The organism is Cohnella sp. GCM10020058 (assembly GCF_042683485.1).
Taxonomy (GTDB): Bacteria; Bacillota; Bacilli; order Paenibacillales; family Paenibacillaceae; genus Cohnella.
Map to the genome: position 1 here is coordinate 39,286 of NZ_JBHUJV010000020.1, position 12,393 is coordinate 51,678.

The window sequence follows — 12,393 nt, forward strand, 5'->3', positions numbered from 1 at the left end:
TGCTCAAAACACGAAGAGTCCCCCGCCTAAGCAGGGGATTCTCTACAGCCTTCAGCGGCACAGCGCCGCGGTCATTAGATAAGCAATGGTGGACTCGGCGCCGCAGTTGACGTTGGGGCCGTTCTCCTGGAGGCCGTCGCAGCCGCTGCCGTCGCTAGCATCCGCCATGATGGCGCCGAGATCGTTGTCGCCGAAAAACCACTGCAGGCAGCGATTGCGCGCGACGCGCAGCTGTGCCGCGTAATCGGCGACCTCGATCGCATGCGCGTCGGCTTCGCTTGCCGTTTTGGCGTCGCCGCGCTCCTCGGTCTGTCCGTCCTCCGTCTCGGAGCGGACAGCGAGCGCGATCCCGACCTCCGGCGCCCGGATGGCGCCGGCACCGCGGAACCCGCCCGTGCCGCGGTCTCCGCCCGGTGAACGCGCATCGGCTAAGCCGCCTTTCGAAGAGGCGCCTTGATCGTAGGCAAGCAGCAGCGCGACCCCTTGCTTGCCCGCTTCCTCGAGGGCGACGGCGCCCTCCTCGAGCGCCAGCGCCAGCTTGAAGATCTCGAGCGGCTGCTGGTCCCACTTGCTGCTGCGCTTGCGCGTGCGCCAGCCGGCATTGCCGACCGGGCGGAACCAGCCTTCCTCCGCTGTCATCGCCGCTTGCAGGGAAGAAAGGCTGTCGAGCCCGATCTCAAGCGCTTCCGGCGCATGCGTCACGCGGTAGGAGCGCAGCAGCGCCCAAGGCAGCACGCCGTTGCCGTAGCTCATCTGCGTCTCGAACCAGCGCCATTCCTCGTCCGATTGGCGGAGAAACGTATCGATCAGCTCGTCTTGGAAACGCACGACGTGCGTCTTGAGCTGCTCGCGCCAGCCCGGCTTGAAAGAGATCGCGCCGAGGCGCTCGCTTTCGAGCGCGTGCGCGCAGGCTGACAGCGCGTATGCCTTTCCGCGCAGCGAGCCGAGTTGTCCGAGCGTCGGCATCGCGCATTCGAACATCGCTTTTGCAGTGTCCTTGTGCGAATCCGGCAAGCCGACCCAAGCGCTGACGCAAGCCCATATCGAGCGTCCCTGGCAATCGTACGAGACCGATTCGGCTTCGGGGGAACGATCGTAGGCGACGTTGTTGTGCCACCAGCCGTCTTCCTTTTGCTGCCATAGCATGAACGATAAATAAATGGATGCCAGATCAAGCAGCTGATTGCGATCGGCTTCGTTTACTTCCGAGCCGGGCACGTCCCGCAGCCATTCGGTGACAGCCCATAACGAACGCGCATTGTCGTCCGTCGTATAGCCTTCGCGTCTGCGGGGCGTCCGCCCGAGCGCATGCTCGAGCAGTCCCGTATCGTCCGTCATTCGGCGCAAATGGGTAAAAGAGGGCGGATGGCTCCGCCCCTTCGGGTTAGATAACATCGGCCATCCTCCAGCGCTTCTCCGCAGCGGTCCGTTCAAGCAGCTGCAGGTATTCTTGGCCCACGACGGGCCATTGCATGCTCTTGCCGATCTCGGCAGCCGTTTTTTCGCATAGCTTGAGCTGCTCCGGGTACGAGAAGAGCTCGATCAGCTTCACGCCCCAAGCTTCGACATCGCCGTAAGGGAGCAGGAGCTCCTCGCAGCCTTGAAGCAGATCTTTTGCGTAAATATAAGGCGTGCTGAGCACGGGCCGGCCAAGACCGACCGCATAAGCCAGCGTACCGCTCGTAATCTGCTGCATGCCTGGATACGGCGTTACATACAGATCGCAAGCTTGCAGCAAGGAAGTCAGCTCTTCCTCGGGAATATAACGATCGATCATGCGCACATGATGCTGCAGGCCAAGGTCTTCGATGAGCGCATTCAGCTCTTCGCGATAGGCTTCGCCTTCGTGTCTGCGCACCTCGGGATGCGTCTGGCCGGCCAGCACGTAAAGAAGGTCGGGAACGGCCTTGACCGCGGCAGCCATGGAGCGCAGGATCAGCTCTACGCCTTTGCTGCGGCTGAGCAGCCCGAATTGGAAGACGACCTTGCGCTGCTCCCAGCCGTATTCGCTGCGCGTCCGGATGCGATCCGCCTTGCTCGGTACCGGCGTTCCGTGCGGAATGTAGGAGATTTTCTCGAGCGGGATGTCGAAGTTGTCGTTCAGGTAACCGATCGCTTTGCGATTCATGACGTGAATACGGTCGCTTCGCTTCGCGATTTCGGCCTGAACGGCCGCATAGGGCTCTTGCGGGTTTTCAAATACCGTATGGAAGGTCGTAACGACGGGTTTGTTGAGACGACTCAGCAATTCGAGCGCATAGGAGCCGGCTTCTCCGCCGAAAATCCCGAATTCATGCTGAAGCGAAATGACGTCAATCGCGCTTCGGTTCAAATAATCTGCCATTTTGCGGTATTCTTCTCTATCGTTTTTTAGAAGAGGATAGTGCCAGCTTTCATTATAGAGCTCCAACTCGTCTTCGTTGCACATCGCCACGACCGGATCTGGAAATATGCCGTTGTGCGCAGCGCGAACCGCATCCCGAAGATGATGCGTGTAAGTGGCCAGGCCGCATTTCTTCGGTACGTAGGTGCTCACATAAGCGATTTGAAAAGTTTTTGGACTCATTAATGTCGCACCTCCAGCTTATTGTAGCTAATCTCATAATTCATAAAGAAGCTTCGGCGACGGTGACGCCGGAGCCGAATACATGCTCGCTGAGCCGCGACGAATCGTTGACGACGGATCGTGCAGGGACGATCGTTCTCGAAATTCTCGCACCTTGACCGACCGTACAATAGGGACCAATGACCGTGTACGGACCGACGATCGCTTTGTCGCCGATCTCGGCATAGTCGCCGATCACGACGGGAGGGACGAGCAGCACGCCTTTTCCGATGACCGCGCCTTTGCCGATCCAAATTCCTAATTCGTTCATTTCCGTACCGCTGATCGAAAGCGGAAGCTTGCGGTCGAGCAGGTCCCAATGAAGCTGGACGTAGCTCTCGGGCGTAGTTGTCATCATGCAATAGGTGTCCGGTATGTAGCCGGAGATCTTGCTTCCATTGCCGATCAGGAGAGGAAATGTTTCGTTTTCCAATGAGACGCATCGTCCCTCTGGAATTAGCGACAGCGCGGATTTACTCATCATATATACGCCAGAGTTGATAAGGTTAGACGGCGCATTCTTGAGGCTTGGCTCCGGGACGAGCGTAAGGACATCCGATTCTGAACCGACCGTGGCAACGCCGTAAGGCGAATCCCGTCCGCCGGGTATCAGGCAAATCGTTGCCAGCGCTGCCCGGTTGGCGTGGAACGCCATGACATCGTCAAGTCGAAAAGCGTGTACGGCGCCCGCATGCAAAACGATGAACCGCTCCTGCAGCAGCGGCTCGGCCAGCTTGATCGTACCTGCCGTTCCAAGCGGCTCAGAGCCGGGCAGGTATGCAATACGCATGCCGTATCGGGTTCCGTCTCCCAGCAGGCTTTTAAGGTCCGCTTCGTCCTGCATCCCGACGGCTACGATAAGGTCGACAATGCCCTGCTCGCGGCCTTGCGCAATCCAATGCTCGATCCAAGGGCGATTGGCGATCGGAATCGACCAGCCGCCCGACAAGCCAGCCGCCGGATTTGCGCCGAGTAACATTGCTTGCATAGGCGTATCGACCTCCGAGAACGGGGTATTGCCATCGCGAATACGACGCAAGCGGCATGTTCTTAATTAACGCATTTCGGCCGCCATGAAACAGGAATTGTCAGAAAAACAATTGTTTCGCACCTCCTTTCCGAACGTTATAGAGGGACAAACACAACAAAACGGCAACCTTTTCGGAAAGATTCCGCGAAGGTTGCCGTCAGGTCACTCAAGCATTGAAGTCGATGATTTGGGCCAAGCGCTTCATCTATAATGAGCTTATATTTGAAGCTTTAATCTATCGGCGACCGTTATAGATTCCGGCGACGGCCGAAGATGAGGGAGATGACGAACAGCACAAGGAACAGGAAGAAGAGGAATTTGGCTACGCCTACGGCTGCGCCGACGATACCGCCGAATCCGAAGATGGCCGCGACGATGGCTACGAGCAGGAAAATAAATGCCCAGTATAACATAAGAACGCCTCCTAGTATGGATGATGGTCATACCTCAGCGGGATCGTGGCGGGTTGGGAAGGCCGAGCTTGTTCAATCGAACGGCTCTACCGCCTTGCCGAACGGGTGCGGCTCTTGTCCGCGGTGTATTCAAATCGCCCTATCGGCCCCGCTAGTTTCGAGCGTCGGTATGATCTTGCTGCATCCTTACCACTGCCCCAACCGGCTGAATCACCCTGGGACGAAGGCAAATTAATCCTACATTAACTTCATGATTTTAAATGTGCGAGCGGTAAAAGCTTCGGCGCAGAGATGCCCCGTACATCGTTTCGCGGTCAGGCGGCAAGGGTAATTGACGATATGCAAGAGAGAATGAAATTCCCTAGAAAGGAAGGTGGTACGCATGAGCAATCAGGCATTGATGGCTTGGAGCGTCGTCGTCGTCGCGATCAGCTTCGCCGCCCTCTGCGTATACTTGATTGTCACCTTGAAGGCGGCCCGGGAGACGCTGGTCTCCGTCCAAGGCACGATCAAAGAAGCGAATCAGACGGTTGGGATGCTGCATACCAAAGTCGAGGACTTGACCAACAACGTCAAAGTCATCTCCGAGGACGTGAAGAACAAGATCCGTTCGACGGACGACTTTTTCCAGGCTGCCCGCAACGCAGGCACGACGCTGAAGGAGACGACGGGAGCGGTAAGGGATATCTCGTCGACCTTGTCCCGGGCGGTAAGACAGCAGGTGGCTGCGCTCGAACCCGGCCCGGAGCATAAAAAGACGTGGACCGAATGGTTTAAGATCGGCATGAACGTCGTATCCGCCATTCGCAGCGCCAAACAGCAGAATAAGGAAGAAAAAGCGGTTCTTGCTGCCGAACAGCACGAAGAGGAGCACCGTTTGTACGACAGCGCCGCGTATGTGCCGGAACCGTTTCAACCGGGTTCGCACCGGGTATATAACGGTCACAGTCACAACTGAAGATTTAAAGGAACGCAATATCGCAATAACGCAGACGATACAAGAAGAACGACAAGGAGGAATCTAACATGGATAGAGCGTACGCCAAACTGGTAAACAACGGACTCGAAGCGTTTGACACGGTAAAGGATCTGCATCGCCAAGGCTATCGCGAAGAAGAAATTTACGTGCTGGCGCACGGCGAGAGCCGCACGGACCGGATCGCGGACGTGTCGAACGCCAACACGATCGGCGCTTCCGAAGAAGGCGTGATTCAATCCGTGGCCAACTTGTTCAGGGATCGGGGCGACGAGCTCAGGTCAAAAATCAAGGCGCTCGGATTCGACGCCGATGAAGCGGAGCAGTACGAAGCGGAGCTCGATCGGGGCAAGGTGCTCGTTCTGGCGAAGCATTGAGCATTTGAAGCTGCACGGATCGCTTTCCAAGGTTAGGGAAGCTGGTTGACGGGAATAAGGAATGAGAGGCTTTTGCCTGCTCATTCCTTATTCCCGTTTGCCGGCTTTGCTTTACAGCGACCATCCGCTGCGATAACTTTAACGTATGATACAGGCGAGGAGAATTGGACAAATGAGCATTTTGGTCGTAGACGACAATCCGATGAATGTGATGGTTGTCCGGGAGATGCTGAACCGGTCGGGATATGAGGATGTGCAGATCGCCTATTCAGCCGATGAGATGTTCGATATACTTAGGTCGGACAATCGCGGCGTTCAGGCGCCAACGTCGGTCAACCTGATCCTGCTCGACCTGATGATGCCCGGCATGGACGGTATCGAGGCATGCGGCTTGCTTCAGAAGGACGAACGCTTGCGAGATATTCCGGTCATCATGGTGACCGCGATCGGCGACTCCCGCAAGCTTGCGGAGGCGCTGGACGCGGGGGCGACGGACTACGTAACCAAGCCGATCAACAAGATCGAGCTGCTCGCGCGGATCAGGTCGGCCCTTCGCCTGAAGTCCGAGCTCGACTGGCATAAAGAGCGCGATCGAAGGCTGCATGAGGAACTGAGTCTGGCCAGGCAAGTCCAGGAAGCCGTCATGCCCAACGACGTGGACGGCGAGAATCTGAGCGTGGAGGCATATTTCCGTGCGTCCGAGGGATTGGCGGGAGACTTGTATGCCTGGCATGCGCTCGATTCCAAGCATTATTTGATCGCCATCATGGACGCGATGGGACACGGGATCTCATCCTCGCTGATCAGCATGTTCACCGCGTCGGTGCTGCACGAAGCGATGCGCACGACCGTAACGCCGAAGCGGATCGTCCAGGAGCTCAACCGCCGCTTGCTGCAGCTGCAATATGAGAACGAGATGGTTCAATACTACTGCACCGGCATTTGCGCCTGGATCGATTTGGAGAACGGGATCATCGAATACGTCAACGCCGGCCACCCGCCAGGGCTTCTTGCGCGAGGCGACGGCGGTACGCAGCAGCTGGGCGCGACGGCGCCGCCGATCGGCATGTTCGAGCAGATGGACGTGCAGATGGAGACGACGAACATTCGGACGGGAGACGTCCTTCATTTATTCACGGACGGTTTGCTCGATCTGTTCCCGGGCGACATGGAGCAGCGAATCGAACAACTCATGGGTACCATTCTCGAAGCCGCGGGCGATCACAAAGCGCTCGAGGACCTGCTGGTCAGGGAGTCCCTGGACCGGCGGCCGGACGACCGCTGTCTGGTTCGAGTCGAGGTTAAGAAGGCGCTGCGTTAGAGCGGCATAAGTTCAGCGGCATTCTTACATAGCGAGCTTGACCGATCAATTGCAAAGACGCTGTCTAAGCAACCGGCTTTTCTCAGCGGCTAAAGGTGTGTGGTATTACATTGACCGATTTTTTAGATATCAGTCCGTATGACGAGCGCCTGGAGAAAATCGAGATCGAAGGTCTTCTCGAAGCGTTGTTTAAGCGATACGGATACGATTTCCGCAATTACGCCTATCCGTCGCTGCGTCGTCGAATCTGGCATCGCGCATCGATCGAGCAGCTCGATACGATATCTTTGCTGCAGAATCTGGTGCTTCACGATCGCGACGCTTTCGAGCGGCTGCTGGCGGATCTGGTCATTCCGGTGACGGAAATGTTCAGGGATCCCGGGCTGTTCAAGGTTCTTCGAGCGCGCGTGATGCCGATCTTGAAGCAAGCCTCATTCATTCGCGCCTGGCATGCGGGCTGCGCAACTGGCGAGGAAGCTTACTCGATGGCGATCCTGCTGGACGAGATCCAGATGCTGAACCATGCCCGCATCTATGCGACGGATATCAGCGAGACCAGCTTGCAGCGCGCCCGGCAAGGCTTGATCGCGCAGGAGCGCATGAGCCTTTACGCGCATAACTACGAGCTGTCCGGGGGCAACGAGCGGTTCGATTCCTTCTACGAGACGAATCACGGGCAGGCGATGCTGCATGCCAAATACCTCGAACGAATCGTCTTTGCCGAGCACAACCTTGTGACGGATCGTTCGTTTAACGAGTTCCAGATCATTTTTTGCCGCAACGTCATGATCTACTTCGATGCCGGACTACGGGAGCGCGTCCATTCGCTGCTTTACGAGAGCTTGTCTCCAGGCGGTTTTCTCGTGCTGGGCAACAAGGAATCCGTCGCTTTCACGAGCTTCGCCGGGCGTTACGAGACGTGGAACGACGAGTACCGAATCTACCGCAAACCGCGCTGAATAAAGCCGTTATCGCGCTTGGAGCACGGTTCAAAGAGCCATCCCTCGGGTAAAATTACAAAAAGGCGAAGGATTCGTTTGCCGCCTATAAGGAGGGAATGGCCGTGGGAATCACGATCGGTATTTTTGAAAGTGAACAACGTGTCCTCGACGCCGTGGAGCTGCTTCGCGCGAACGGCGCGCATAAAGGCGATGTCCGCGTCATCGTCAAGAGCGAGGAGAACGTGCCGCTTCTGTCCGGCAGCGACACGATCCAGGTCGAGAGCATCACCGGAATCAAGGAAGCCAGGGATCACTCCTATGGCAACCGGGATGGCGACGGTTCTTGGGGCGACGAGGGCGTAGTTCCGCTTCCGGCAGCCGGCCTTCTGGCGACGCCGCAGGTCAGCGGAACGGGCGGATACGTAGGCGGCGTCGTTCCGGCAGGCATCGCGGCGGCGGGCATAGCCGCTCCGTCCGGCGGATTGCTGAACTTAGACGGCGACGGTCCGGGTACCGGCGACGTGCTGTCGGATCTCGGCTTGCCGGACCGTGACGCGAGCCGGCTGGCCGGCGAGGTGAACGACGGCCGCTATCTCGTCGTCGTCGGCGAGCGTTCCGACGATCAGGCGAGCAGCTTGCTGAGTCAAGCGGGCGCTGTCGAAGTTCTCCATTGACAGCAAGCGCCGTAAAAAAGAACCGGTCTGCGCTACTTCGGCAGACCGGTTCTTCGATTGCGGAGTCCGACGAGATCGTCCAGCGGATGCGCTATACCTTGCACGGCGTCCAGCAGCACTTCGCTTGCGAGCATGCTGTATACGGCGCCGTTGCCTCCGTATCCCAGCGCCACATATCGGCCAGGGCGGTCGGGGTCTTCCCCGATCCAGGGCAGGTTGTCATCGGATTCGCCGAATGTGGCGTTCCAGGCGAATTCCGTTTCGAGCGATAAGTCGGGGAACAATTTGCGGGCCGCCTCAAGCAGGGATTCTTCATATTTTTTTAACTCGCTCTGGGAGGCGATGGGCTGACGGATGTCCTCATCGAAGCCACCGATGACGACGCGACCTTCCTGTGTCGTCCGGGCATATAAATAAGGCCTTGCCGTCTCCCACAGCAGCCATCTTTGATGCCAATCCGCCAATGAGGGCACGATACGCGTCGCTATTGCGCTGGTACGGGCAAATTGGACGCCGAGGCCGCCGACTCCGGCGATCTCCGGTTGATAGCCGACTGCATAGATGACAGAGGACGCCTTAATCGTACCGCTCGACGTGCGACACAACAAATCGCCCTTCGGTCCTTCGACGGAACCCAGGGCTGTACGCTCGTAAACGCGCGCGCCTCTCCCCGCCGCTTGCTCGGCGAGTCTGATCGCCATTCGGTGGGGGTTCACCTCGCCGTCGCCGTTCGTCACGATAGCCGCAGGTTTGGCGAAAGGAAAAATGGCGCGAATATCGGCCTCTTCCAGCCAATCGACGCTGAAGCCATGCGCGTGGAGCGTTTCGTATTCTTTTTTAAGCTTCGGGACATCGGCGGCGGAACTGGCAAAATAAAGACTGCTGCGTCTTTTAAATGCAACGTCCTCGGGGAGGGTTTCTGCAAGCTGGCACAGCCGCTCTACGGCGCTTTTGCAAGCGGTGTAAAATTGCACGGCCCGATTGTCGCCGAGTTGGGACAAGAGGTCCGTCAACATGATATCATTGGAATATTGAAGCAAACCGGTGCTGGCGGCAGAACTGCCCGAGCCGATCTGTCCTTCGTCGATCAGGACGACAGACAAGCCGGCAGCGGCCAGAGCGCTACCGACCAGCGTGCCGGTCAAGCCGCCGCCGACGATCAGTACGTCGCACCGCTCGGATGTGCCGGAGAGGGGCGGATACCGAACGGGCTCGCCGCCGGCGGACGGCCAGAGCAAGGAACCAAAGTGTAGCGGTTGCAATGGAACGCCTCCGTCATTAGGGATTCGTCCAAGTATGTCCGAAACGGTCTTGGATTAGACGAGCGGCAGCAGGTAGTAAATAATTAAGTACAGCACGCCGAAGAAAATAATCAAATATGCGGCATACTTGATGAAGGTCGACCAAACCATGCTGGAATCCGACTTCTCCTGCACCTCGTGCCTTTCAATGTCGACGTCCTTGTTCATGATGTTCAGCTCCCTTGTGATAATTTTATCCAGCGTTGGGTTATGCTTCTTTACCCGGCCCCGGACGGCCCCAAACAACAGGTATTTCGCTTAAAAAAGCTGTTTCAATAGACGAGGTCGATGGGTAATAAAATTTATGAATAACGGAGAGGGGTTTCGTATGCAAAACGATAAATTGACTTTTCAAACAGAAAATCTTGACGGCCTTACCGTCGTTCGGATCGCAGGCGAACTCGACCTTGAGGTTGCGTCGCAGATGAGGTCCGTGATGGAGCCCCTGATGGAATTGTCCGACCGCAAGCTTGTACTTAATCTTCGGGATCTCAAATACATCGATAGTACCGGCATCGGCATTTTGATCAGCATCGTGAAGGCTCGCCATTCCCGTAACGCCCCATTCGGAGTAGAAGAAGTGCCTTCGACGATTCAAAAATTATTCGACATGACGGGGATTACCCCGTTCTTGGCCGCTTCTCCCAATGCTTAACGCGAGCGAGCAATTACATTCCGAAGGGAACGAGGACGAAACAACGATGAGAAACGATGGGACAGTGACGCTTACGGTACCCGCCAAAGCCGAGTTCGTTGATATTATCCGATTGACCTTGTACGGCATAGCCGCCAAGATGAAGTTTTCATTCGAAGAGATCGAAGATATGAAGGTTGCCGTCTCGGAGGCTTGCAATAACGCCGTTTTGCATGCCTACGACCATTCTCAGCCGGGCCAGATCGAGGTATCCTTCACCATCATGAACGAAGACCGTCTCCAGATCGCGGTTAGCGATTCCGGCGTCAGCTTCGAACAGGTGACCGATCGGTCCACGTCCACCTTGCATGGAAAGTCCATCGAAGAAATCCAGTCGGGCGGATTGGGACTTTACCTGATGCAAGCGTTGATGGACGAAGTGGAGATTCGAAGCAATCAAGGCACAAGCGTCATCCTAACAAAACGGCGGCTGGCGCAAGAAACGGTATGAGTCTTCAATCGAGCGCCCGTCTGCCCGACGACGCGATCTTGAAGCTGCTGGAGTACCAAAAGACGCTGCGAAACGAACTGGCCGAAGAGCTGATACGGCACTACGAGCCGCTCGTTCGCATGGCTGCGCATAAAATGTCGCGCAGCCATCTGAGCTTGCAAGAGGATCTGTTCCAAGTCGGCCGGATGACGCTCTTCAGGCTGCTGAAGCAGTTCGACCCTGATCTGGGCATGCCGTTCGAACCTTATGCGATGAAGAGCATCGTGGGACAGATGAAAAATTATCTGCGCGATAAGTCCTGGTACATTCAGGTGCCGAGACGCATCAAGGAAAAGGGACTCGTCGTACAGCAGGCGATCGATGAGATGACCGTACGCCTCGAACGCTCGCCGAGCGTAGAGGAGATCGCCGAGTTTCTGGAGATGAGTGTCGAGGATACGCTTGAGGTGTTGGCCGGACGCGAGCTGCATCATTACGTTTCCCTCGACACCCCCGTATCCCAGGAAGAAAATACGGCCACGCTCGGTGAATTGATCGGCTCAACCGCCGACGATTTTGCCGGTGTGGACCGCCGTATCGACCTGCAGGAAGCGATGATGAAGCTGAAGCCCGAAGAACGGCAGGTGCTCCTGCTCCTGTACGAGGAAGGGCTGTCCCAGCGGAGTGCGGCCGATCGGCTGCAGGTATCGCAGATGAGTATCTCCCGGATTCAGCGTCGCGCCATCGAAAAGCTGAAGGGCTGGCTTACCGAGCCCGACGAAGACGAAGACTCCGATTAATTTCCAACTCCATAGACTGTTTCTACCGTCCGTCCGCCGGGTAATAATCGGTAAGCTACACCATTCACTTCGCCGAAGGCGGTGGACATGATGACAGTCAAATATCGAATCGAATGCTTCGAATGCGACATCGTGGTCAGGCAAAAAGACGAGGCCCATACACTTAGCATCCAATCCCGCAAAACGCCACTTGGCAACGGCAACCGGTTAGCCGAATATGCATCCGAGCAAGAAGCTGTACACGCGGCGGATCAGCTCTGCCAGTCGTACACCATTGCAAGGGAATTCGGCTACCATCTCTCCGGAGGAGAATTCGTCAGAGACGGCGTTCCTTCCATCGAAGTCGTATCGCTGCTCAGTCAGGAGCTCGACGCATCCGATCTGAAGTCGCTTCTCAATAGGGAAGCCATCAAGCACGGCATTCAGGAGACAGGATGAAACCGGTTGCAACATAAATGAGGGCCTCTGCGGAGGCCCTTTTTTAATTCTTTATTAATGCTTTTTCAATCCTTTTTTAATCACTGTATGGCTTGATTTCCTTGGCTTTCCTTTTTACTCATGCGGCTGCGAATTGTGGGCAGATAAGAGCGCGTTCGGAGTGCCTGGGGCCTTTCGGGTATTTGGCGGATCAAAAGCCTGCATTTGAAGTCAATTTCATAAACATTTTTTACCAGAACAAATCCGAACTTTTAATACAAAATAGAACCTCTGAGATTCGGAAATAAGTCCAAAACCGAACGTTATTCGTCAAGTCTTATGATTAAGTTTGTTTAAACTAGCGACTTTTTGAATTATGAAATTGACTTTTTGTACATGTATTTTCAACCGATC

At 56.2% G+C, this 12,393-nt stretch carries 15 protein-coding genes; 9 read left to right on the plus strand and 6 right to left on the minus strand.

Annotated elements, in window-relative coordinates; genetic code table 11:
- Window positions 1-51: 51 nt before the first annotated feature.
- From ACFSR7_RS32650 to ACFSR7_RS32665, 4 genes are all read right to left on the minus strand, one after another.
- Entirely contained in the window at window positions 52-1,395 is a 1,344-nt protein-coding gene (locus ACFSR7_RS32650; protein ID WP_378168843.1) for a hypothetical protein, read from the minus strand.
- Window positions 1,385-2,566, minus strand: a complete 1,182-nt coding sequence (locus tag ACFSR7_RS32655; protein ID WP_378168844.1) for a glycosyltransferase family 4 protein — start codon at window positions 2,564-2,566, stop codon at window positions 1,385-1,387. Before ACFSR7_RS32655 ends, ACFSR7_RS32650 begins: the two co-directional genes overlap by 11 nt.
- A gap of 40 nt (window positions 2,567-2,606) precedes the next feature.
- Entirely contained in the window at window positions 2,607-3,593 is a 987-nt protein-coding gene (locus tag ACFSR7_RS32660; protein ID WP_378168845.1) for a nucleotidyltransferase family protein, read from the minus strand.
- A 290-nt stretch (window positions 3,594-3,883) separates the two neighbouring features.
- Window positions 3,884-4,048, minus strand: coding sequence for a DUF1328 domain-containing protein (locus ACFSR7_RS32665; protein WP_378119625.1), 165 nt, complete (start codon window positions 4,046-4,048; stop codon window positions 3,884-3,886).
- A 382-nt stretch (window positions 4,049-4,430) separates the two neighbouring features.
- Between ACFSR7_RS32665 and ACFSR7_RS32670 the strand changes: the two genes are divergently transcribed.
- From ACFSR7_RS32670 to ACFSR7_RS32690, 5 genes are all read left to right on the plus strand, one after another.
- The gene (locus ACFSR7_RS32670; protein WP_378168846.1) at window positions 4,431-5,006 is read left to right on the plus strand and encodes a DUF948 domain-containing protein; all 576 of its coding nucleotides are present in this window, start codon (window positions 4,431-4,433) and stop codon (window positions 5,004-5,006) included.
- Window positions 5,007-5,074: 68 nt separating this feature from the next.
- A complete protein-coding gene (locus tag ACFSR7_RS32675; protein WP_378119621.1) occupies window positions 5,075-5,401 on the plus strand; it encodes a YflT domain-containing protein in 327 nt (108 codons plus the stop codon).
- 172 nt (window positions 5,402-5,573) lie between these two features.
- Complete coding sequence (locus tag ACFSR7_RS32680) at window positions 5,574-6,722, plus strand: PP2C family protein-serine/threonine phosphatase (RefSeq protein ID WP_378168847.1); 1,149 nt, start codon at window positions 5,574-5,576, stop codon at window positions 6,720-6,722.
- Window positions 6,723-6,832: 110 nt separating this feature from the next.
- The gene (locus tag ACFSR7_RS32685) at window positions 6,833-7,681 is read left to right on the plus strand and encodes a CheR family methyltransferase (RefSeq protein WP_378168848.1); all 849 of its coding nucleotides are present in this window, start codon (window positions 6,833-6,835) and stop codon (window positions 7,679-7,681) included.
- 104 nt (window positions 7,682-7,785) lie between these two features.
- Entirely contained in the window at window positions 7,786-8,337 is a 552-nt protein-coding gene (locus tag ACFSR7_RS32690; RefSeq protein ID WP_378168849.1) for a hypothetical protein, read from the plus strand.
- A 32-nt stretch (window positions 8,338-8,369) separates the two neighbouring features.
- Here ACFSR7_RS32690 and ACFSR7_RS32695 read toward each other — a convergent pair whose 3' ends face one another.
- Complete coding sequence (locus ACFSR7_RS32695) at window positions 8,370-9,599, minus strand: NAD(P)/FAD-dependent oxidoreductase (protein ID WP_378168850.1); 1,230 nt, start codon at window positions 9,597-9,599, stop codon at window positions 8,370-8,372.
- Window positions 9,600-9,653: 54 nt separating this feature from the next.
- On the minus strand, window positions 9,654-9,806 hold the full coding sequence (locus ACFSR7_RS32700; RefSeq protein WP_277532908.1) for a hypothetical protein: 153 nt from the start codon (window positions 9,804-9,806) through the stop codon (window positions 9,654-9,656).
- Window positions 9,807-9,966: 160 nt separating this feature from the next.
- On the opposite strand from ACFSR7_RS32700, the gene ACFSR7_RS32705 reads away from it, so the two are divergent.
- The 4 genes from ACFSR7_RS32705 to ACFSR7_RS32720 all read left to right on the plus strand — a co-directional run bounded on the left by ACFSR7_RS32705 (window position 9,967) and on the right by ACFSR7_RS32720 (window position 12,000).
- Window positions 9,967-10,293, plus strand: coding sequence for an STAS domain-containing protein (locus ACFSR7_RS32705; RefSeq protein ID WP_282910340.1), 327 nt, complete (start codon window positions 9,967-9,969; stop codon window positions 10,291-10,293).
- A 46-nt stretch (window positions 10,294-10,339) separates the two neighbouring features.
- Window positions 10,340-10,783, plus strand: coding sequence for an anti-sigma B factor RsbW (rsbW, locus tag ACFSR7_RS32710; RefSeq protein ID WP_378168851.1), 444 nt, complete (start codon window positions 10,340-10,342; stop codon window positions 10,781-10,783).
- Window positions 10,780-11,562, plus strand: coding sequence for a sigma-70 family RNA polymerase sigma factor (locus ACFSR7_RS32715; protein ID WP_378168852.1), 783 nt, complete (start codon window positions 10,780-10,782; stop codon window positions 11,560-11,562). The genes rsbW and ACFSR7_RS32715 overlap by 4 nt, the downstream gene beginning before the upstream one ends.
- 90 nt (window positions 11,563-11,652) lie before the next feature.
- Window positions 11,653-12,000 (plus strand): hypothetical protein, encoded by a 348-nt coding sequence (locus ACFSR7_RS32720; protein WP_282910337.1) that lies wholly within the window; start codon window positions 11,653-11,655, stop codon window positions 11,998-12,000.
- The last annotated feature ends 393 nt before the right edge of the window (window positions 12,001-12,393 follow it).

Excerpts from the sequence above, each read along its gene's own strand:
- ACFSR7_RS32650 (WP_378168843.1), bottom strand. The coding sequence starts at position 1,395 with ATGTTATCTAACCCGAAGGGGCGGAGCCATCCGCCCTCTTTTACCCAT.
- ACFSR7_RS32655 (WP_378168844.1), bottom strand. The coding sequence starts at position 2,566 with ATGAGTCCAAAAACTTTTCAAATCGCTTATGTGAGCACCTACGTACCG.
- ACFSR7_RS32660 (WP_378168845.1), bottom strand. The coding sequence starts at position 3,593 with ATGCAAGCAATGTTACTCGGCGCAAATCCGGCGGCTGGCTTGTCGGGC.
- ACFSR7_RS32665 (WP_378119625.1), bottom strand. The coding sequence starts at position 4,048 with ATGTTATACTGGGCATTTATTTTCCTGCTCGTAGCCATCGTCGCGGCC.
- ACFSR7_RS32670 (WP_378168846.1), top strand. The coding sequence starts at position 4,431 with ATGAGCAATCAGGCATTGATGGCTTGGAGCGTCGTCGTCGTCGCGATC.
- ACFSR7_RS32675 (WP_378119621.1), top strand. The coding sequence starts at position 5,075 with ATGGATAGAGCGTACGCCAAACTGGTAAACAACGGACTCGAAGCGTTT.
- ACFSR7_RS32680 (WP_378168847.1), top strand. The coding sequence starts at position 5,574 with ATGAGCATTTTGGTCGTAGACGACAATCCGATGAATGTGATGGTTGTC.
- ACFSR7_RS32700 (WP_277532908.1), bottom strand. The coding sequence starts at position 9,806 with ATGAACAAGGACGTCGACATTGAAAGGCACGAGGTGCAGGAGAAGTCG.
- ACFSR7_RS32705 (WP_282910340.1), top strand. The coding sequence starts at position 9,967 with ATGCAAAACGATAAATTGACTTTTCAAACAGAAAATCTTGACGGCCTT.
- rsbW (WP_378168851.1), top strand. The coding sequence starts at position 10,340 with ATGAGAAACGATGGGACAGTGACGCTTACGGTACCCGCCAAAGCCGAG.
- ACFSR7_RS32715 (WP_378168852.1), top strand. The coding sequence starts at position 10,780 with ATGAGTCTTCAATCGAGCGCCCGTCTGCCCGACGACGCGATCTTGAAG.
- ACFSR7_RS32720 (WP_282910337.1), top strand. The coding sequence starts at position 11,653 with ATGACAGTCAAATATCGAATCGAATGCTTCGAATGCGACATCGTGGTC.